Origin of the sequence: Bacteroides sp. AF20-13LB, from assembly GCF_003603065.1 — a bacterium.
GTDB classification, from domain to species: Bacteria; Bacteroidota; Bacteroidia; order Bacteroidales; family Bacteroidaceae; genus Bacteroides; species Bacteroides uniformis.
This window is the reverse complement of sequence record NZ_QTMH01000010.1, coordinates 1-20906: the sequence shown is the minus strand read 5'-3', so window position 1 is coordinate 20906 and position 20906 is coordinate 1. Positions and strand designations below refer to the sequence as shown.

Below are 20906 nucleotides of genomic sequence, written 5' to 3'. Positions count from 1 at the left end.
AATATAAAGATGAATTCTTTACTTTCCCGTGCTCTTGAGCTTCAACGGATGGCTCATGAACTTATGTATTTGGATACGAATGGTAGTCCTATTTATTCTGATGAATTCTGTCGTTTAAATAAAGAAGTTCTGACCCGTTCCGATTCTTTATTTTCCGAACAAAGCTCTGATATTGAAGAAGAGGGAAATCTGTGTCTTGCTCTGCTGATGGGGTATAATGCCACTATCTATGATAATGGAGATAAGGAGCGGAAAAAACAGGTTATTTTGGATCGTATCTACAATATTATGAGTCAACTTCCGGCATCTTTATTAAAAATGCGTTTACTGACATGGGGATATAGTGAAACGTATGATGAAGAATTGGCTCATGAAGCACATCAACTTATTGAAACGTGGAATATTTCAGACTTAACGGATGAACAGAAGGAAATAATAGAAGAATTGAGAAATTTCGAGGAGAATCAATATCCGTGGGAAGAAGTGCAAGAATAAATTTCCGCAAATCTAGGTTCTTAATATTACAATTATAATCAATGAAAAATTTTGCATTAATTGGAGCGGCGGGTTACATTGCTCCCCGTCATCTGCGTGCCATCAAGGACACCGGAAACCGCTTGGTTGCGGCTTATGATAAATTTGACAGTGTTGGGATTATGGATAGTTTTTTTCCGGAAGCATCCTTTTTTGTCGAACATGAATTGTTTGACCGTCACTGTACGAAACTGAAAGGTACTGACAAGCAAGTTGATTATGTCTCTATTTGTACTCCTAATTATCTTCATGATGCACACATGCGTTATGGGTTGCGTTTGGGGACTGATGTGATTTGCGAAAAGCCCTTGGTCTTGAATCCTTGGAATGTGGATGCCTTGGAAGAAGTGGAGAAAGAAACCGGACACCATATTTATACAATACTTCAACTTCGTCTGCACCAGTCTATTATTGATTTGAAGAAGAAAATAGAGAACGGTCCTAAAGATAAAATTTATGATGTGGACTTGACGTATATCACTTCACGTGGCAATTGGTATTATACAAGCTGGAAAGGTGATGTACACAAGAGTGGGGGAATTGCGACCAATATCGGCGTGCATTTTTATGATATGCTTTCATGGGTGTTTGGTCCTGTAAAGAAGAATATTGTTCATGTATATACACATGACCGTGCAGCAGGATATCTGGAGTTGGAAAGAGCGCGTGTCCGTTATTTTTTAAGTATAAATTCAGACAATCTTCCTGAAAATGCAGTACAAGGGGAGAAGCTTACTTATCGTACAATCAATATTGACGGTGAAGAATTTGAATTCAGCAAAGGTTTTACGGAATTGCACACTGAAAGCTATAAGGATATTCTTGCCGGTAAAGGTTTTGGTATTGAGGATGCACGTAATGCAATCAATATCGTGTATGATATTCGTCATGCAGAACCCATCGGTTTGAAAGGTGACTACCATCCTTTGGCAAAACTGCCTTTAGCCAAACATCCATTTGGGTGGTAAATAATTCTTGAGAATGAAATGGTTATGGATATGAAACTTCAAATGGTTGACCTTCATGGTCAATATTTAAAGATAAAAAAGGAAGTGGATACGGGTATTCGGCAAGTCATTGAAACTTCTGCTTTTATTAATGGCCCTCAAGTAAAAGAATTCGCTTCCAATCTGGCAACTTATTCCGGTTGTAAACATGTAATAACTTGTGGTAACGGGACAGATGCTCTTCAGATAGCATTGATGTCTTTAGGCTTGAAACCGGGAGATGAGGTTATAGTGCCTGCATTTACGTATGTTGCTTCTGCAGAGGTGATTGGCCTTTTAGGTTTGATTCCTGTGATGGTGGATGTAGATTATGCCACTTTTAATGTGACAGCTGCCAATTTGGAAAAGGCGCTAAGCCCGAAGACAAAGGCTATTATCCCGGTACATCTTTTCGGTCAGTCTTGTGATATGGAGCCTATCATGCAGTTTGCTGTAAAACATCACTTGTATGTTGTGGAGGACAATGCACAAGCCATCGGTGCTACATATACTTTTTCCGATGGCACTAAGAAACATACCGGTACCATTGGTCATATAGGATGTACTTCATTTTTCCCTTCAAAAAATTTGGGCTGTTATGGTGATGGAGGAGCAATCCTTACCAATGATGATGTATTGGCCGAACAGCTTCGTATGATAGCCAATCATGGTCAGCGGATAAAGTATCACCATGCGGTTATCGGATGTAATTCTCGTCTGGATACTGTTCAAGCTGCGGTTTTGAACGCCAAATTGAAACATTTGGATGAATATTGCCTTGCTCGCCGTGAAGCGGCACAATATTACACTTCACATTTGAAGGATGTGCGAGGCATCATTACGCCGGAAGAGTTGCCTCAAAGTACTCATGTTTATCATCAATATACTTTGAAGGTATTAGATGGTAAACGTGATGCCTTGAAACAGCATTTGGCAGATGCCGGTATTCCTAGTATGATTTATTATCCGTTGCCCTTACAGCAACAAGAGGCATTCCAAAAAATAACACGTGCTGCAGAGTCTTTGGATAATGCTGAAAAATTGGCATATTCCGTTCTTTCCCTTCCTGTTCACACCGAACTGACTACTGAGCAGCAGGATTTGGTTATTGATAGCATAAAAGATTTCTTTAAATAAATACACCTATGCAAGATTTTTTTGCTCATGAAACAGCAACCATCGATGATGGTTGCCGGATTGGTGCGGGTACAAAGATATGGCATTATAGTCATATCATGTCCGGATGTGTGCTTGGAGAAAGATGCAATATCGGTCAGAATGTGGTGATTTCTCCAGATGTGGTATTAGGGAATAATGTAAAGGTTCAGAACAATGTATCAGTCTATACTGGTGTGACGTGTGAAGATGATGTTTTTTTAGGTCCTTCTTGTGTCTTTACCAATGTTACCAATCCTCGTAGTGCTGTCAACCGTAAATCCGAGTACGCCAAAACTCATGTTGGCAAAGGTGCCACTATTGGTGCCAATGCCACCATCGTTTGTGGACACGATATTGGTGAATACGCATTTATCGGTGCCGGTGCGGTAGTTACTAAAACTGTTCCTGCTTATGCTTTATTGGTTGGTAATCCTGCCCGTCAGATGGGTTGGATGAGTGAATACGGTCATAGGCTTGACTTTGATGAAGATGGGGTTGCAGTTTGTCCGGAGAGTAAGGAACGTTATCGGTTGAAAGAAGGTAAGGTTGCTAAACTTTAATTTTTAGTTCTTTAATTTTTAATTTTTAATTTTGTTTGAAGGTTATGTATAATAAGTTAGTAAATAAAGAGGCTAAACTGGCATTGGTCGGTTTAGGTTATGTAGGTTTGCCCATTGCTCTGGAATTTGCAAAGAAGATTTCAGTAATTGGTTTTGATATAAATGAGTCACGTTTGGCAAAGATGCGCGAGGGGATTGATCCTTGTGGGGAACTGGATGGTTCAGCCTTTGAAAATGTAGATATAGAGTTTACTTCCTCTATTGAGAAGTTGAAGGAAGCTTCTTTCTTCATTGTAGCCGTTCCTACTCCAATTGACAAATACAATAAGCCGGATTTGACCCCGTTGTTAGGTGCTTCCCGTTCAGTAGCTAAAGCCTTGAAACCGGGTGATTATGTAGTTTATGAATCTACGGTCTATCCGGGCTGTACGGAAGACGACTGCCTTCCCATTTTGGAAGAGGTAAGCGGATTGAAAGCCGGCATAGATTTTAAATACGGCTATTCTCCGGAGCGTATCAATCCGGGAGAAAAGGTGCATACTCTGCCCAACACGATTAAGATTGTTTCTGGTTGCGATTCAGAAGCTTTGGATGTTGTGGCCAAAGTATATGAGCTTGTAGTAAAACCGGGCGTCCATCGTGCACCGAATGTAAAAGTTGCTGAAGCGGCAAAGATTATTGAGAATACTCAGCGTGATGTCAATATTGCCTTGATGAATGAGCTTTCCATTATTTTCAGCCGTATAGGTATCAATACTTACGATGTGTTGGAAGCTGCCGGAACCAAATGGAACTTTTTGAAATTCTATCCGGGTTTGGTAGGAGGGCACTGCATCGGCGTCGACCCTTATTATTTGGTTCAGAAAGCCAGCGAGTTGAAATATCATTGCCAGATAATCAGTGCGGGCCGTTATATAAACGACAGTATGGGCGGATATATCGCTAAGAAGCTCGTAAAGCGTTTGATATCATTAGGCAAGGGTGTACTTGGTGCCCGTGTCCTTGTGATGGGGGTTACTTTCAAGGAGAACGTAGCGGATATCCGTAATTCAAAAGTTGTTGATATTATTAATGAACTCAGGGACTTCGGGTGCGATGTAGATGTGGTTGATCCACACGCAGACAGTGATGAAGTTCAGAAAGAATACGGTTTCCGATTGGTGGAAAAACCGCGAGATAATTATGATGCAGTGGTTGTAGCTGTGGCTCATGATGAATACAAGAATCTGGATGATAAATACTTCAAGGGTATGACGTACGATCATGCGGTGCTTGTGGATATTAAAGGAATGTATAGAGATAAGATTCATTCGTTGAAGTATTGGAGTTTGTAGTGAAAAGACTATCTTTGCGGTAGATATAAATACAAAAAGAGGAGTGAACTTTGCTCTTTGGTGAAAAATAGGAGGATATAATGATGACTACGGATGACATGTTGAAATTAAAAGCTGTTACTCTCTATATTTTAAAGCAATGTGGCGAGTTGGATTTCATCCATTTGTTCAAAATTCTATATTTTGCGGAGCGCCAACATTATGCTACTTACGGGAAGCATCTGGTGAAGGATACGTTCTGTGCGTTGGAGCGTGGTCCTGTTCCTTCTTTTTTGTATGATGCCGTGAAGGTTGCAACAAATTCGGCTCATGCTGTAAAAGGTTCCTTGTTGCAGCAATTAGCGGATTCATTAAAACCGGGAAATGCAGAATGTTACTATTTTATAGGAGCTGCCGAAGAACCGGATATGGATGAGTTGAGTAAGGCTGACCTTGCGTGTTTGGATGCTTCCATAAAAGAAAATTTGCAGAAGGATGCAAAGCAATTGTCCAAAGATTCGCATGATGTAGCTTGGCAAACGGCATGGGATGCAAGGAGTGCATCACCTATGAATCCGCTATTGATGGCTCAGGCAGGAGGCGCAACTTCCGGATTTGTAGAATATCTGAAAGAACAATCTGAGATTGACGATTATTTGCAGGGCAGATGAAGAAAGGAACCTTTGAAGACCTTTTACCGCAAGAAACGGTAGAACGCATGTTGCTGTCCAATGTATCTGTTGGTGAGGTGTTCAGAATGCACTTGGGGAAAGAAGAGAACATCAAGGGTAAGAATCCGGGAGATGATGGCCGCAATAAATATTTTGTTGTCTTGGGACATGATTTAGATGGAAATGCCATAGGAGTTGTTATTATAGACACAAAAATAAATCCTAATTTGCCTCTAAGACGGCAACAGATGCACTATCAATTGTCTGCAAAGAAATATGCTTTTCTAAAAGAGAAAGATCGTTTTGTAGATTGTTCTGATTTGAAAACGATTACTGGTAAGCGTTTTAAAGAACTGTTTGGGAACGATAAAGCTAAAGGTATCATTATGCAAGATGACCTCGAACTGATTAAAGGTGCTGTGATTAGCTATGAAGATGCTTCGCCTAAAATGTTAAGGCGTTTTGGATTATTGCTTTAAGTATGTGTTTCCTTTGTTGATTACTATTCTGATATGAGTTCCATAGAAAAATTAATGTTGCTTGACGAATTTTTCGCATTGCGCAAAGCTAATCGGGAAGAGAGGGAAAAACTTTGAGAGAAATCTACCTACTAGATAGGATGTTTGTTTTGGAGTATTTGATTTTTTTATGGATTTGACAAAAGATGTGGGACCATGAGAATCTGCTTAATGATTATCAGAATAAATGCTAGTGATATTTAAAAAGGGGGGCACTTTTGCTTTGCTTTATAATTTATAGAGGTCATAATTCAAGCTGTGTCAGTTCTTAATCCATTGAGTAAATCATATTTTACTTCGGATAAACACTTGAATATCAATATAAATACAAGTAGTAATCTACTGATAAAAAGAAAAATGCAAAGATTGACACAGTTTAAATTACGTCCCCCTAATTTTAATATTTTATCTTTCTATAGTTTGCTATCTTGTAATGGCTAAAAAAGCATTAGTTTTAATTACTAACTCTTTCCCTTTTGGTAAAGGAGAAACTTTTGTAGATAATGAAATTCGCTATTATAGCAAGTTTTATCCTGTTTACGTTGTTTCTATAGATAATGTTTGTCCACAGCGCTTTTTGAACATCCCTAATAATATTAGCATTTATCAAATGCCTAAATTGAGTAGATGTAATAAAATAATCTGGTATCTACGTTCTCTTCTCAGGCAAGTCTTTTATGAAGAATTACTATTTTTGCTAAAAGAAAGAAATTATTTTTTTTCGAGACTGCATTCTTTGATTGCATTTATTGGTTTAGGTGAAAGGGTGTTTATTTTTCTAACAAAGAATATATCTAATAAAATTGAAGGACATGATACGGTCTGTTATAGTTATTGGCTGCATCATGGAGCTTATGCTGCAGTTCGTTTTAAGAAAAAGTTTTCAGCAAGAGCAGTAGCTCGGTGTCATGGGTATGATTTATATGCAGATAGGTATATCTCTAATTATTTACCTTTGAGATTCTATTTATCAAGTTACCTGGATGTTATATTTCCAATATCTAAGCATGGCTTGGATTATTTAAAAGGTAATATTTTTATTTCTAAGAGTTGTAAACTAGAAGTTTCTCGTTTGGGCACTTTTGATTATGGAATTAAAAGTAATGTACATTTGGAAGGAACACTTCGATTGGTATCTTGTTCTTGGATTGTGCCAGTCAAGAGGGTTCATAGGATATTAGAAACATTGCAACAAATAGTTGATATAAATATTGAATGGACACATATTGGTGGAGGAGCATTAAAAGAGAGGTTGGAATTAGATATAGAAAAACTACCTAAGAATATAAAAGTAAATTTGCTGGGGGAATTGACATCTACAGATATTTATAAATTATATAAGGAAAACTCTTATCATATTTTTGTGAATGTTAGTGAATCAGAAGGTATTCCTGTTTCTATTATGGAGGCTTCATCTTTTGGCATTCCTGTGATTGCGACCAACGTGGGTGGAGTGGGAGAAATTGTAGAAAATGGGTATAATGGTTTATTACTGAATAAAGATTTCTTGAATAGAGATTTGAGTGTTTGTTTGAAATCTATTGCTTGTATGGTAGATAATGATTATCAGACTTTAAGAAAACATGCTAGAGAAATGTGGGAAGAAAGATATAATTCTTCTGTGAATTATAGCAAATTTGTGCGAATATTGAATGAGTTGTTTTGACTTTAAGGACTTTATAAAGATATATAGAGATGGAAAAGCAGACGATAGGTTGGATGTTTATGTTGTCGGGAAAAAATGGAATTGTCCGGGTGAAGGTAAATTTTGATGATAGATTTAAGGATGATAAGTTTTATTGTGATAACGAGAAGATTACTATTGTTTCTGATGGGGTGATTTTAAATAAGTCGGAGCTGTTCGCAAAATATAAGGTTACAACTCTTGAGGATTTACTTTTTTTATTATTAAAAAAAGATGAATTTACTTTTTTTAAAGAATTTATAGGCCCATTCAATGGATTTTATCGTAATAAAGAAACTGGAGTGCTTATTGTTTGGGGAAATCAGACGGGTGATAGTGCTCCTTTTTATTATGTAGGAGTGGATGGTAATGTTGTAGTTAGTAATAAATTTAACTTGGTATATGAAGAGTTAAAGCGGAATGGAATGGTATATTCGTTTTCGGATAAAGCCGCTTACCAATTGCTTTCTTTCGGTTATATGGTAGATGATTCTACATTCTTAAAAGAGGTGAAGAGGGTGAGAGCTGGAAAGTATTTGTTTGTGAGTGAGAAAGGAATGAATATCAAGGAATGGCATCGTTTTTCCTATAAAGTAAAAATAGATATGGGAATGAACGAGGCGATAGAGTTAATTGATCAAGGTTTCAGAAAGGCTGTTAAACGTTGTTTTGACAAAGATACGGAGTATGGATATAAATATCATTTGGTGGATTTAAGTGGTGGTTTAGATTCTCGAATGACAACTTGGGTTGCTCATGATATGGGTTATAGAAATATTGTTAATATCTGTTATTCACAATCAACTAGTCTGGATTGCCAATATGCAAAAGATGTTGCCCACTTTTTGGGTAACCAATTTTATGTAAAGTATTTGGATGAAGCTTCGTTTGTGCGAGAAGTGGAGGAAGTTACGAAAAAGAATTTTGGCATGGGATATTATGCGGGAATTACCGGGGGAAATCAGTTTTTGAAATTTTTGAATTTTAGAGTCTTGGGTTTAGAACATACAGGGCAATTGGGGGATTTGATTGTAGGAGGAGGATATTTAAAATCCTTACGCGAAGATACAATAGATGTGAATGGAATTAAATATTCCAATAGGGTTTCATGTGAAGATATAAATGTTTCGGGATATGAGGGCCATGAATTGATGTCTCTTTATCTTCGTGGTTTTCAAGGTGCATTATCAACTCATTATATTCGTTCGAATTATACATATGCTGTTTCTCCTTTTATTGATCCAGAGTTTATAGATATTTGTTTTTCTATCCCTAAATGTTTGCGTATATATAACAGGCTTTATTGGACATGGATTAATAAAAAATATCCGATGGCGGGTAAAATTCAATCTACTCGTAAGCAAAGGACTCGTTTTTTTATTTTTCAGAAATTGATGCAGCTTGTTCAAGGGGGATTTCGCAGAGGCTTGCACATAATTGGAAGTCGCCATTTTAGCCATAATAAGCGTGATATGAATCCTTTTGAATTTTGGTATGCTACAAATCCTGGAATAAGGAACTTTGTTAACACTTATTATGAGGAACATATTCATTTATTAGATGGATACAAGAAGTTACAAGCGGACTCTATGATGCTTTTTAATCAAGGGAGTGTGATTGAGAAGTTACAGGTTTTGACAATACTTGCTGCGAGAAAGATTTATGCGTAATAATACGGTAATTCTTATTAAGAATTTGGCACAACGTGGCTTGATGCATATGTTTGGTGCGAATGTCTTTAATAAAATCATTTCTTTTTCAGGAACTATTTTGTTAGTCCGCATTTTATCAAAGGGAGAATATGGGGTATATGCTTATGTCCAAAATATTTTGTCTTTTTTTTTGTTATTGAACGGTTTGGGAGTCGTTTCAGGGTTGTTGCAATATGGTTCAGTGTATAGGAATTCTCCTTTGATGTACGCATTTTTTAAATACGGTTTAAGAAGGGGAGTGATCGCAAATATTATATTGGCTTTTGGAATCGGATTATTTGGTTTGTTATTTGTCAAAGATTCTTCTACAAGTATTTTATTTGTGATTATTTCTTTTATACCTGTCTTTACAATTATTTATGAGATTTTCCAAATTTATAATTTAGTACTTCGAAATAACAAATTTTATTCTTTATATACTTCTTTGAATACAGTATTGGTTATGGGAGGGACTGTAGTTGGAGCATATTTTTTAGGTGTGAAGGGAATTTTTGCTTTTACTTATATTGCTTTGTTAGGTTGTATTGGGGCAGGAATGGTTTATTTAAAAAGAGGTGGGTGGATATGGTGTGATGCAAGAGTTGTAATAACAAAGGAGGAGGCATCAGAGTTTAATCGTTTTTCATTAGTTTCAATGTTCAATAATGGGGTATCATTTTTGGTTTATATTATTGATGTTTTTCTTATTGGGGTTATTACTGAAGATATGAATGTTCTAGCATCTTATAAGACAGCTACACTTATCCCTTTTGCTTTGACGTTTATTCCTTCGACTATAATGACGTTTGTTTATCCTTACTTTGCCAATCATCAAAATGATAAGAATTGGGTGCGCAACCATTATATGAAATTACTAAAATATTGTTTGGGATTAAATTTGTGTATTTCTCTTTTTCTTATTTTTTTCTCAAAGTTGATTGTTCAGATTTGTTTTGGCAAAGAGTATTTGGACTGCGTATCCATATTTATTGTTTTGGCGATCGGTTATTTCTTTACAGCCTCTTTGCGGATTCCAGGAGGAAATGTATTGGCTTCTTTAGGGAAAATTAAAGTGAATTTTTATATTACGGTTGCTATGGGGCTTTTTAATATCATAGCAGATGTGGTTCTAATATATTGGATGGGAAGTATCGGGGCGGCAATAAGTACGTTGTCGGTGTTTTTATTGTCTGGTCTTGTGTCTAATCTTTATTTGTACAGATATTTGTTGTCAAAGTAATTATATGCGGAGAATACGAACGGCATATCTTTTCTTTTTCTTATTTCTCGGGCTTTTCAGTTTCGTAATAGGTTTATTGTATCAAGTGTATCTTTTTTCATTAGGAGCTATATTTTCGGTTTGGATATTAAGTATGATCTATGCAATAGCAGACCTAAATAAACGATATGTATTTGCTCTGTTTAATGTTACATTTTTTACTTTTTTATTGAGTAGATTGTTTATTTCTCCCATTTTCGGTGAATTACAGTCAGAAGAAGGATTAAATTTTAGTTCTCCGCAGATTATAAATCATATTTTGTTTTCCCTGTATTTAAGTTTATTTTTTTTATTTGTTGGATTCTATATGTTTCAAGATAAGCGGATTGTGTGGTTTAAGCAAAAAGAAAGGACTAAGTATGCTTCGGACATTGTAAAATTCCGGAAAAAACTGTTTTTGCCTTTTCTTTATGTATGTGCAGTTGCTGCTTGTTGTATCAATATTGAAAAAATGTTGTTTGTTCTGTCTAATTCTTATTTGAGTTATTATACAGATTTCAGTTCTAGACTTCCTCATTTCATTGGGTTTATAGGTCGTTCATTTAATTTGTTTTTTTTCTTGTATTTATCGACTATGCCTTCGAAACGGGAATTGAAATATCCTTTTTTAGTATTTCTATTAATTAATACTTTATCATTAGGGTACGGACAGCGTAACGGAGTCGTTTTAGCATTTTGCTTTTTGATTGCTTATTTGATTCTGAGAAATACGGTAAATTCTGGTGGTAAGGTATGGTTTGGCAAACGTGAATATATTATTTGTGGTATAATAACTCCTTTTGCCCTTTCTTTTTTACTTGCGTTCGGGTATATACGAAATGAGCTAGATCATGAATCAAAAAATATTTTTGATTCGGCAATTAGTTTTTTTCAAGGTCAAGGGGTTAGTGTAAATGTCATCGGTTATGCAAAAGAGTGTGAGGGGACGTATCCTGAAACGAATATCAGTTATACATTCGGACCTATTATACAGGAGCTTAAACATAATCCTGTTAGCAATTTTTTCGGGTTGTTTCCTTTTTATAAGTCACAGGAATTAGAAGCTGTTTATCATAATAATAATTTTGGAGCAACGATTACTTATTTGGTAGATCCTCAACGTTTTTTAGGTGGAGGTGGGTTGGGAAGTTCATATATAGCAGAGGCATGGGTTGATTTTGGATATGTCGGAATTATTGTGGTGAATTTTGTATTCGGAATCCTTTTGTCACAGTTGCATAAATGGTTTAGACAGGGTGGTTTTATTGCCGTGATGGGGATGCTAATGTTTTCAGGGTTATTATATGCTCCACGTGGATCAGTATCGGATTGTATATATCCGATTATAAATTTTAGAAATGCATTTTTGCTTGTTTTCATTTATTTAATATTGAAAACGTTTTATAAAAATAAAAAGAAATGGAGAAGAGTATACAGAGGATGATTTTTCATATTCCCATGAGAATTAATCGGGAACGGGCTTCTGCAAGTTCAATTCGTCCTGTCAAGATGATTGAAGCATTTGAAAGATTAGGTTACGAAGTCATATTAATTGAAGGAAATGCTTCTCAACGTAAAAAACGAATAAAAGAAATAAAACACAATATTAGAAAAGGTGTAACTTATGATTTCTTGTATAGCGAATCCTCGACAATGCCAACTTTATTGACTGAAAAGCATCATTGTCCTACTCACCCCTTTTTAGATTTCTCTTTTTTTTCATTTTGTAGAAAACACGGAATTAAAATTGGCTTATTTTATCGGGATATTTATTGGAAATTTGAACTTTATGGCTCCTCTATAAAAAAAAATATCGCCAAATATTTTTATCGCTATGATTTGTTGAGATATAAGCAATTGGTTGATGTATTATATCTTCCCTCAACAAAGATGCTTGATTATATTCCTATAAAATTGAATATGCCTGTTTTTGCTTTACCATCGGGATTAAACGTTGATTTTTTGCAAGAAAACCTTACTCACAAGGACAAGAAATTGAGTTTGTTATATGTTGGAGGTATTGGAGGAGTATATGACTTGAAACAATTCGTAAAAGCTGTTGGTAATATTCCTGAAGTTCATCTAACAATATGTTGTAGGAAAGATGATTGGGAGAGGGAAAAAACACAATATGGGATACTTCCTTTAAATGTTCGAATAGTGCATGGTACAAAAGAAGAAGTTAAAAAAATGTTTTCCCAAACAGATTTGTTTTGTATATTAATAAATCCTGTGGAATATTTAAATTTTGCAGTTCCTTATAAATTGTTTGAATCATTGGGATATGGTTGTCCACTATTAGGAACTAATCATACGATGACAGGAGATTTTATATCTGAAAAAAAAATAGGTTATACTTGTAATTATACGGCAAAAGATATAGAAAAACAGCTTTTGTTTATACTGGATAATAAGACAGATCTTGTTTTGCTTAGAGAACAGGTAAAACAAATAGCTTTAGAGCATACGTGGGAAAAACGATGTTTGACTGTGATTGAAAGTCTACATTCATAGGTTTATGCTAATTGAGAATCTTGATGAAAACGGTTTATTTGTTTACTAATACTTTTCCTTATGGAATAAACTCAGAAACTTTCATAGAGGAAGAGATGCGCGTCGCTGGAAATTTGGGATTACATATTGTCGTATTGCCTCTTCATCGAAAGAAGGTTTGTCGGTGTGTACCTTCAAATGTCGAAATTTGTAATTCATTGGCTGATACGAGTTTTATAAAGAAAATATATATCGCTTGTTTGATGCTATTTAGTCTGCATTTTTGGAAAATGTTATGGATTAAAGATAGACCACGTTCTCCCAATGAATTTTATCAAGGAATTAAGTATCTGTATGGTTCTTTTTGGATAAGCTCTTTTTTATCATCTCATAAATATATTTTTAAACAAGGTAGTGTTTTTTATAGTTACTGGTTTAATCATACACCTTTGGGATTAGGTTGGAGAATAAAGAAAGATGAGTATTATCGAGATTTTGTGCTTTACACTCGTGCTCATAGATATGATGTTTATGAGCGACAAATAGGTTCTTATATTCCTTATAGAAAAGAAGCGTTGGCCTATTTAAAAGGAGTGTTTTGTGTAGCGAAAGAAGGTAAGATATTTTTGCAAAAATGTTATCCAAATTATGCTGAAAAGATATTTTTAAGTCATTTGGGAGTATCGACAAAAGAACAGTATAATAAGAAAGTAAAGAAAGTGGCAGATATTTCTTTTATTTCATGCTCAAGTTTGACTGCTGTCAAACGGGTGGATTTCATTTTTAAACGAATAAATTCTTTTTGTGTAGCTCATCCGCAGCTTTGTATCAGTTGGACTCATATTGGGGGCGGACCATTATTGAGGGAATTACAGGCTTTAATAGAGAATAAATCGAAAAACCTGAATGTAATATTGACTGGTTATATCAGTAATTCGGATGTAAAACAATTGTATATGATGAATGATTTTGATTTGTTTGTTAATATGAGTTTATCAGAGGGGATTCCGGTTTCAATTATGGAAGCTATCAGTTTTGGGATTCCTATTATTGCTACAAATGTAGGAGGAAATGCTGAAATAGTAAATGATGAAACTGGTGTCTTAATACCAGTTAATATTGATCAGGCTGCTTTTAATGAAACAGTTTCGGATATTATGAATAAGATGGATATTCTGAAAATATCTACTATTTTATGTTATCAGAATGAGTTTAATGCAGACAAAAACTACCATTGCTTTTATAATCAAATTACTTTATGAATATTCTTCTTATTAATCATTATGCAGGTAGTCCTGATTTAGGCATGGAATTTCGTCCTTATTATATGGCTAAGGAGTGGCAGAAAGCAGGACATCATGTGCGAATTGTAGGAGGTTCTTTTTCGCATTTAAGAAAAAAACAACCTTGTGAGTATAGAGAAATCGTAGATAATGTTGAATATTGTTGGATTCCGGTTAATCGATATAAAGGGAATGGAGTAGGAAGGATTTTTTCCATGTTTTTGTTTGTATTCAAACTTTACCATTATTTTGTAGAGTATTTAAGGAATTTTGAACCTGACATTGTAATAGCGTCTTCTACTTATCCTTTAGATATTTATCCTGCTTATAAAATAGCCAAGCATTATCATGCAAAACTCATTTATGAAGTACATGATTTATGGCCATTATCCCCCATGGAACTAGGTGGATATTCTAAAAAGCACCCCTTTATCCAAATTATGCAAAAGGCAGAGAATGACTGTTATAGATATGTAGATACTGTCGTTTCCATGTTACCTAAGGCTGAGGAGCACATGAGAGAGCATGGATTGGGAAAAGGTAAATTTCATTATGTACCTAATGGCATTGTTTTATCTGATTGGAATAACCCTAAGGGGATTCCGGAAGAACATGGCTTATTATTGAGTAGATTTCAGAAAGAAGGAAAGTTTATAGTTGGTTTTGCCGGTGCTCATGGTATTGCAAATTCATTGTATGCTGTGATTGATGCGGTTTCGTCTCTCGCGGAGCAAAATGTGGTACTTGTTTTAGTCGGTGGAGGACAGGAAAAAGAAAATTTGATAAAATATGCACATAAGAAAGAAATTGTAAATGTTTACTTTCTTCCAACTATCGATAAATTGGCGATACCTAATTTGCTGAAAGAAATGGATGTGCTTTATATAGGCTTGCAAAAGCAGTCTTTATTTCGTTTTGGCATAAGTCCCAATAAAATGTTTGATTATATGATGGCTGCAAAACCAATTATACAGGCAATAGATGCCGGGAACAATTTGGTTGGAGAGGCTGATTGTGGCATTGATGTCGAACCGGATAACGTCGGTGAAATTAGTAAGGCTATTTTGGCGTTAAAATCCATGCCAGAAGAAGAAAGAAGAAGATTAGGAGAGAATGGTAAAAAATTTGTTCTCTCGAATCATACTTATCAAGTGTTGGGAAAGCGTTTTTTCGATATAATGAATAATCTTATAAAGAAATGAAAATAGTAACAATTATTGGGGCACGTCCTCAGTTTATAAAAGCTGCGGTTGTGAGTCGTGCTTTTGCAGCTTCTAAAGACGTAACAGAGATTATAGTACATACAGGTCAGCATTTTGACTCTAACATGAGTGATATCTTTTTTGAAGAGATGTGCATACCTAAACCGCATTATAATTTAAACATAAATGGATTGGGTCATGGTGCTATGACTGGGCAGATGTTGGAGAGAATAGAAGAGGTTCTGATAGAAGAGAAACCGGATTGGGTGTTAGTGTATGGAGATACAAATTCTACTCTTGCCGGTGCATTGGCCGCAAAGAAACTTCATATCAAGGTGGCTCATGTAGAAGCGGGACTACGTTCATTCAATATGGATATGCCGGAAGAGATAAACCGTATCTTGACAGACCGTATCAGTGACATTCTATTTTGTCCAACTGATAAAGCTACTGAAAATCTGGTCAATGAAGGATATGGCAATATTAGATGCCAAATAGTAAAGAATGGAGATGTAATGCAAGATGCTGCATTGTTTTATGCGGATAAATGCAGAAAACCAAACAGCAACTTACCGGATAAATTTGTTTTATGTACAGTACATCGTGCTGAAAATACGGATAATCTGGGACGTCTGAAGAATATTTTTATGGCTTTAGAAAATATATCTGATAAATGTAAGGTGGTATTGCCGCTGCATCCCCGTACTAAAGCCAAATTGATAGGAATAGGATATGATTTTTCCTGTTCTAATATATGCTTTATCCAGCCTGTTGGCTATTTGGAGATGGTTTGGCTTTTAAAGAATTGTGAGTTGGTAATGACTGATAGTGGTGGATTGCAAAAAGAAGCCTATTTCTTTGGTAAATATTGTGTGACTATGCGTGATGAAACAGAGTGGGTGGAACTTGTTGACAATGGATTTAACAGATTGGTAGGAAGCAATCAAGCGATGATAGAAGATACGTATGCTCTGTTGGTGGATGCTCCTAAAACGGGGTTTGAAAATAGACTTTATGGAAATGGAGATGCAGGAAATAAAATCTTGGAAAGTTTACAACTTTTATAATTGCTTTTTTAGCTTCTTTATTTGAATGAATTTTAAAGATTTACATATTCATGGTGAAGTAAGGACAGATTTACTTCATCGTATTCTTTATTCTACCGATGCTTCTGCATATAGGGAGACACCTCTTGCCGTAGCATTTCCTAAAGATGAAACAGATGTACAGGAGATTGTACGTTACGCTTCCAGAAATCATATTAATTTGATTCCCCGTGCAGGAGGTACATCTCTTGCGGGGCAGGTAGTCGGGAAAGGACTGGTAGTGGATATTTCCAAATATATGAATCATATTTTGGAAATAAACCCGGAGGAACGTTGGGTTAGGGTACAACCCGGAGTGGTATTGGATGAGTTAAATCTTTATTGTAAACTATACGGACTGTTTTTCGGTCCTGAAACCTCCACATCCAATCGTTGTTGTTTGGGAGGAATGGTCGGTAATAATTCATGTGGTTCTCATTCATTGGTATATGGCAGTACACGTGATCATCTGTTGGAGGCAAAAGTCATATTAAGTGATGGTTCTGAGGCTCTTTTGAAAGGGGTATCCCCCAAGGAAGTTGATAGCATACGTGCAGGAGCTTCATTGGAAAGTTCTATTTATGATCGGCTGATAACGTTGCTGTCAGATAAGGAAAATCAGAAAGAAATCGTGGATAACTATCCTGATACCTCTTTACGCAGAAGGAACTCCGGATATGCCATCGACGAATTATTGCATTCAGATTATTTTGACTCTAATAGTCAGGAACCATTCAATTTGTGTAAATTGCTGGCTGGTTCAGAAGGTACATTGGCTTTCGTTACTGAGCTAAAATTGCGTTTAGTACCTCTGCCACCAACAGAAAAAGCTGTGGTATGTGTGCATTGTTCAACTTTGGAGGAAGCATTTGTTGCCAATCTTGTGGTATTGAAGCATAATCCTGTAGCCATTGAGTTGATGGATAGCACAATTTTGGAATTAAGTAAACGGAACATATCACAAAACAAGAACAGATTCTTTGTTCAGGGAGATCCGGCTGCCATACTTATTATTGAGTTAGCAGAAAATACCCGTGAAGAGGTAGATAAGAAGGCTAACGAAATAGAGGCTGATTTAAGAGCACATAATTATGGAACTCATTACCCACGTGTCTATGGGAAGGATATCAGTCGTGTTTGGAGCTTGCGAAAAGCCGGGTTGGGCTTACTTTCCGGAATGCCGGGGAGTGCTAAACCTGTATCTGTTATAGAAGATACGGCTGTGGCCCCACAGCGTCTTCCTGCATACATTGCAGATATGAAAAAGATGCTTGACGGTTATGGCTTGAGTTGTGTGTATCATGCCCATATCAGTACCGGAGAGTTACACCTCCGTCCAGTTTTGAATTTAAAGGAAGAAAAAGATAGGAAGTTATTCCGTACGGTAGCTACCAAAACTGCTGAATTGGTAAAGAAACATAGAGGTTCTTTGAGTGGTGAGCATGGGGATGGTCGTTTACGTGGTGAATTCATTCCTTTATTATTGGGAGATAAAGTTTATAGTCTTTTGAAGGAGGTAAAGGAAATATGGGATTCTCCGCATATTTTCAATATGGGCAAAATTGTGGATACTCCTCCGATGGATGCTAATTTGCGTTATGAACAGTGGGATTTAGGAATAGATACTTATTTTGATTATTCTCGGCAGAAAGGATGGCTGTGTGCCATCGAACAGTGCAATGGCTCCGGGGATTGTCGTAAATCAGGCTTATTGGGCGGTACGATGTGTCCTACTTATCGCGCTACAAGAGATGAAAGAAATACTACGCGTGCTCGTGCCAATACACTACGTGAACTTTTGATACATCCGCTCCAGAAGGATATTTTTAATCAGGAAGAAATTCTGACCGCTTTGGATACTTGTGTTTCTTGTAAGGCTTGCAAGTCAGAATGCCCTTCGAATGTGGATATGGCCCGTTTTAAAGCGGAATACCTGCAACATCATTATGACAATGCCCATATTCCATTGCGCTCGCGTTTAATTGCCAATCTGACAAGTATGCAAAAGCTGGGTATGGCAGCGCCATGGCTCTATAATGCAATAATCTCAAATGTATTTACGTCTTCACTCATTAAACGGATATTGAAGTTTGCTCCTCAACGCTCTATTCCGAAGCTTTATAAAATGACTTTGCGGAGCTGGATGATAAAGCATCCGGATAATAAAACCCATGATAAGGGTAAAGTGTATCTGTTTGCAGATGAATTTACCAATTACACGGATGTGGGGATTGGCATAAAGTTCATAAAACTGCTGCGTACTTTAGGATATGAGGTGATTATCCCTAAGCATGTGGAGAGTGGACGTACAGAGTTGTCTAAAGGCTTCTTGAAAAGGGCTAAAGGCATAGCTGAGAAAAATATAGTTTTACTTAAAGAGATTATTTCTGAAGAAACTCCTTTAATAGGTATAGAACCTTCATGTATATTGGCTTTTCGGGATGAATATCCGGATTTAGTCAATGAAAATACCCGGGAAGATGCCCGTAGGCTGGCTGCTAATTGTTTATTGTATGATGAATTCATTGTGAAAGAAATCCATAAGGGAAATATAACACAAGAACAATTTACAGATTTTCCTTTACACATAAAATTGCATGGACATTGTCATCAGAAATCACTGGCTTCCATTGAACCTTCCAAGGAGATGCTTGCTTTACCTGAAAATTATCAGGTTGATATAATTCCTTCCGGTTGCTGTGGCATGGCCGGGGCTTTCGGTTATGAGAAAGAACATTATGCATTGTCCATGCAGATAGGAGAGCAGTCATTATTTCCTGCTGTTAGGCAAGCTGAAACTGAAATTTGTATCTCTGCTCCTGGTACGAGTTGCAGGCAACAGATAAAGGATGGTACAGGCAGGCAAGCTTATCATCCTATAGAAATCTTATATGATGCCCTTTTGTAGCATTCTTTCCTATTTAAATATACATTAATCATGAAAATTCCATTTTCGCCTCCTTACATTGATGACACTGTCATCAGTGAGGTGGTTGATTCATTACGTTCCGGCTGGATAACTTCCGGTCCGAAAGTAAAAGCATTGGAGGAAGAAATAAAACTTTTCTCCAATGCAAAAGAAGTGCTGTGTGTGAACTCGTGGACATCGGGAGCTATCATGATGCTTCGTTGGCTGGGTGTTCATTCTGGGGATGAGGTGATTGTGCCGGCCTATACCTATAGTGCTACTGCTCTGGCTGTACTCCACGCTGGTGCAAAACCGGTTATGGTGGACTCTGGAAAAGACTTTAATATTTCAGTAGAGGCTATTCGCAATGCCATCACTTCAAAGACAAAGGCTATAATCCCGGTTGATATTGCAGGATTTCCTTGCGATTATGAGCGCATCATGGAGTTGGTGAATGAACCGGATATACGTGGCATGTTTCAACCGACATCGTCAGTACAAGAACGATTGGGGCGTATCTTGGTTATGAATGATGCTGCACATTCTTTGGGAGCATATTACAGTAGGAATCAAAGAACGGGTTGTGAAACGGATATTGCTATATTTTCACTTCATGCGGTGAAGAATGTTACAACTGCGGAAGGTGGTGCCATTTGCCTTAATTTGCCTGCTCCCTTTGACAATGCGGAACTTTATAAGGAGCTCCATATGATGAGTCTGAATTGCCAGACAAAAGATGCTTTTTCAAAGTCGAAAGCCGGTGGTTGGCGTTATGACATTGTGGGGTTGGGAATGAAAATAAATATGGCTGATGTGAATGCGGCTATCGGACTGGCTCAGATACGAGAGTATCCTGCTCTTCTGAAGGAACGTAGAAGGGTATTCAATACTTATTCCAAAGCTTTTGCAGATTACGATTGGGCTATAATTCCTCCTTCGGTAGATGGTGAAAAGGAAAGCTCCTATCATATCTACGCATTAAGAATCAAGAATTTTACGGAAGAACAGCGTGACCGTATGATTGATGAAATAGCCAAGGCGGAAGTAGCGGTCAATGTGCATTTCATTCCGATGCCGATGCTTTCATTTTTCAAATCCTTGGGATATGACATAAAAAACTATCCTCAAGCTTATGAGAATTTTAAGGGGGAAATTTCTTTGCCTATTTATCCTCAGCTGGATGAGGAACAGCTGAACTTCATTATTAATGTTGTAAAGGCCGCATATATAACAGTTGCAGGTACTGAGTGATGATTCGCTTTCTTGATTTTATCTTTTCTCTTTTGGGAATAATTCTACTTTTCCCCGTATTTCTTGTGTTATATTTCGCCGTCCGATTGGAAAGTAAAGGTGGTGGTTTTTATAAACAACTACGTGTGGGACGTGGAGGGACGGATTTTTACGTCTATAAGTTCCGTTCAATGCGTATAGGAGCTGATAAGCAAGGTTTGATAACTGTAGGTGGACGGGATCCTCGGATTACTCAGGTCGGATATTTTATTCGCAAAGTTACTACAAAAAAGTGAAATGCGGAAAGATATAGTGATAGAATTGAGTTACAA

General features: G+C 36.6%; 17 protein-coding genes and 1 pseudogene. All 18 read left to right on the top strand.

Annotated elements, in window-relative coordinates; all coding sequences use genetic code 11:
• The first annotated feature begins 9 nt into the window (after positions 1-9).
• On the top strand, positions 10-495 hold the full coding sequence (locus tag DWX62_RS13065; protein WP_005831269.1) for a UpxZ family transcription anti-terminator antagonist: 486 nt from the start codon (positions 10-12) through the stop codon (positions 493-495).
• 41 nt (positions 496-536) lie between these two features.
• Positions 537-1502: a Gfo/Idh/MocA family oxidoreductase gene (locus tag DWX62_RS13060; RefSeq protein WP_005831267.1), complete on the top strand. Its 966-nt coding sequence runs from the start codon at positions 537-539 to the stop codon at positions 1500-1502.
• A gap of 18 nt (positions 1503-1520) precedes the next feature.
• Positions 1521-2657, top strand: a complete 1137-nt coding sequence (locus tag DWX62_RS13055) for a DegT/DnrJ/EryC1/StrS family aminotransferase (RefSeq protein ID WP_005831265.1) — start codon at positions 1521-1523, stop codon at positions 2655-2657.
• Between the two features lie 8 nt (positions 2658-2665).
• Positions 2666-3238, top strand: a complete 573-nt coding sequence (locus tag DWX62_RS13050) for an acyltransferase (RefSeq protein WP_005831263.1) — start codon at positions 2666-2668, stop codon at positions 3236-3238.
• A 44-nt stretch (positions 3239-3282) separates the two neighbouring features.
• Positions 3283-4572: a nucleotide sugar dehydrogenase gene (locus DWX62_RS13045; RefSeq protein WP_005831261.1), complete on the top strand. Its 1290-nt coding sequence runs from the start codon at positions 3283-3285 to the stop codon at positions 4570-4572.
• Positions 4573-4652: 80 nt separating this feature from the next.
• The gene (locus DWX62_RS13040; RefSeq protein WP_005831259.1) at positions 4653-5222 is read left to right on the top strand and encodes a Panacea domain-containing protein; all 570 of its coding nucleotides are present in this window, start codon (positions 4653-4655) and stop codon (positions 5220-5222) included.
• A complete protein-coding gene (locus tag DWX62_RS13035) occupies positions 5219-5701 on the top strand; it encodes a hypothetical protein (protein ID WP_005831258.1) in 483 nt (160 codons plus the stop codon). The genes DWX62_RS13040 and DWX62_RS13035 overlap by 4 nt, the downstream gene beginning before the upstream one ends.
• A 472-nt stretch (positions 5702-6173) precedes the next feature.
• Positions 6174-7406, top strand: a complete 1233-nt coding sequence (locus DWX62_RS13030) for a glycosyltransferase (RefSeq protein ID WP_005831256.1) — start codon at positions 6174-6176, stop codon at positions 7404-7406.
• A 29-nt stretch (positions 7407-7435) separates the two neighbouring features.
• Positions 7436-9094, top strand: a complete 1659-nt coding sequence (locus DWX62_RS13025) for an asparagine synthase-related protein (protein ID WP_117878504.1) — start codon at positions 7436-7438, stop codon at positions 9092-9094.
• A complete protein-coding gene (locus tag DWX62_RS13020; protein WP_008664796.1) occupies positions 9087-10355 on the top strand; it encodes an oligosaccharide flippase family protein in 1269 nt (422 codons plus the stop codon). Before DWX62_RS13025 ends, DWX62_RS13020 begins: the two co-directional genes overlap by 8 nt.
• A 4-nt stretch (positions 10356-10359) precedes the next feature.
• On the top strand, positions 10360-11817 hold the full coding sequence (locus DWX62_RS13015) for an O-antigen polysaccharide polymerase Wzy family protein (protein ID WP_120172926.1): 1458 nt from the start codon (positions 10360-10362) through the stop codon (positions 11815-11817).
• Positions 11793-12887, top strand: a complete 1095-nt coding sequence (locus tag DWX62_RS13010) for a glycosyltransferase (RefSeq protein WP_005831239.1) — start codon at positions 11793-11795, stop codon at positions 12885-12887. Before DWX62_RS13015 ends, DWX62_RS13010 begins: the two co-directional genes overlap by 25 nt.
• A gap of 23 nt (positions 12888-12910) precedes the next feature.
• A complete protein-coding gene (locus tag DWX62_RS13005) occupies positions 12911-14128 on the top strand; it encodes a glycosyltransferase (RefSeq protein WP_005831235.1) in 1218 nt (405 codons plus the stop codon).
• The gene (locus tag DWX62_RS13000) at positions 14125-15351 is read left to right on the top strand and encodes a glycosyltransferase family 4 protein (protein WP_005831233.1); all 1227 of its coding nucleotides are present in this window, start codon (positions 14125-14127) and stop codon (positions 15349-15351) included. The genes DWX62_RS13005 and DWX62_RS13000 overlap by 4 nt, the downstream gene beginning before the upstream one ends.
• Positions 15348-16418, top strand: coding sequence for a UDP-N-acetylglucosamine 2-epimerase (non-hydrolyzing) (wecB, locus tag DWX62_RS12995; RefSeq protein WP_005831231.1), 1071 nt, complete (start codon positions 15348-15350; stop codon positions 16416-16418). Before DWX62_RS13000 ends, wecB begins: the two co-directional genes overlap by 4 nt.
• A 25-nt stretch (positions 16419-16443) precedes the next feature.
• On the top strand, positions 16444-19344 hold the full coding sequence (locus tag DWX62_RS12990; protein WP_005831228.1) for an FAD-binding and (Fe-S)-binding domain-containing protein: 2901 nt from the start codon (positions 16444-16446) through the stop codon (positions 19342-19344).
• Between the two features lie 30 nt (positions 19345-19374).
• Positions 19375-20595 carry a DegT/DnrJ/EryC1/StrS family aminotransferase gene (locus tag DWX62_RS12985; RefSeq protein ID WP_005831226.1) on the top strand — a complete coding sequence of 407 codons (1221 nt, stop codon included), beginning with the start codon at positions 19375-19377 and terminating at the stop codon, positions 20593-20595.
• Positions 20595-20852: pseudogene (locus tag DWX62_RS12980) on the top strand (sugar transferase); the annotation flags it as partial. The gene DWX62_RS12985 and the pseudogene DWX62_RS12980, both read left to right, overlap by 1 nt.
• Positions 20853-20906 lie beyond the last annotated feature (54 nt).

What these genes read in the sequence shown, in the direction of transcription:
- DWX62_RS13030 (WP_005831256.1), top strand. Translation starts at nt 6,174, where the DNA reads ATGGCTAAAAAAGCATTAGTTTTAATTACTAACTCTTTCCCTTTTGGT.
- DWX62_RS13065 (WP_005831269.1), top strand. Translation starts at nt 10, where the DNA reads ATGAATTCTTTACTTTCCCGTGCTCTTGAGCTTCAACGGATGGCTCAT.
- DWX62_RS13040 (WP_005831259.1), top strand. Translation starts at nt 4,653, where the DNA reads ATGATGACTACGGATGACATGTTGAAATTAAAAGCTGTTACTCTCTAT.
- DWX62_RS13055 (WP_005831265.1), top strand. Translation starts at nt 1,521, where the DNA reads ATGGTTATGGATATGAAACTTCAAATGGTTGACCTTCATGGTCAATAT.
- DWX62_RS13010 (WP_005831239.1), top strand. Translation starts at nt 11,793, where the DNA reads ATGGAGAAGAGTATACAGAGGATGATTTTTCATATTCCCATGAGAATT.
- DWX62_RS13045 (WP_005831261.1), top strand. Translation starts at nt 3,283, where the DNA reads ATGTATAATAAGTTAGTAAATAAAGAGGCTAAACTGGCATTGGTCGGT.
- DWX62_RS13060 (WP_005831267.1), top strand. Translation starts at nt 537, where the DNA reads ATGAAAAATTTTGCATTAATTGGAGCGGCGGGTTACATTGCTCCCCGT.
- DWX62_RS13000 (WP_005831233.1), top strand. Translation starts at nt 14,125, where the DNA reads ATGAATATTCTTCTTATTAATCATTATGCAGGTAGTCCTGATTTAGGC.
- DWX62_RS13025 (WP_117878504.1), top strand. Translation starts at nt 7,436, where the DNA reads ATGGAAAAGCAGACGATAGGTTGGATGTTTATGTTGTCGGGAAAAAAT.
- DWX62_RS13020 (WP_008664796.1), top strand. Translation starts at nt 9,087, where the DNA reads ATGCGTAATAATACGGTAATTCTTATTAAGAATTTGGCACAACGTGGC.
- DWX62_RS12985 (WP_005831226.1), top strand. Translation starts at nt 19,375, where the DNA reads ATGAAAATTCCATTTTCGCCTCCTTACATTGATGACACTGTCATCAGT.
- DWX62_RS13005 (WP_005831235.1), top strand. Translation starts at nt 12,911, where the DNA reads ATGAAAACGGTTTATTTGTTTACTAATACTTTTCCTTATGGAATAAAC.
- DWX62_RS13035 (WP_005831258.1), top strand. Translation starts at nt 5,219, where the DNA reads ATGAAGAAAGGAACCTTTGAAGACCTTTTACCGCAAGAAACGGTAGAA.
- DWX62_RS13050 (WP_005831263.1), top strand. Translation starts at nt 2,666, where the DNA reads ATGCAAGATTTTTTTGCTCATGAAACAGCAACCATCGATGATGGTTGC.
- DWX62_RS13015 (WP_120172926.1), top strand. Translation starts at nt 10,360, where the DNA reads ATGCGGAGAATACGAACGGCATATCTTTTCTTTTTCTTATTTCTCGGG.
- wecB (WP_005831231.1), top strand. Translation starts at nt 15,348, where the DNA reads ATGAAAATAGTAACAATTATTGGGGCACGTCCTCAGTTTATAAAAGCT.
- DWX62_RS12990 (WP_005831228.1), top strand. Translation starts at nt 16,444, where the DNA reads ATGAATTTTAAAGATTTACATATTCATGGTGAAGTAAGGACAGATTTA.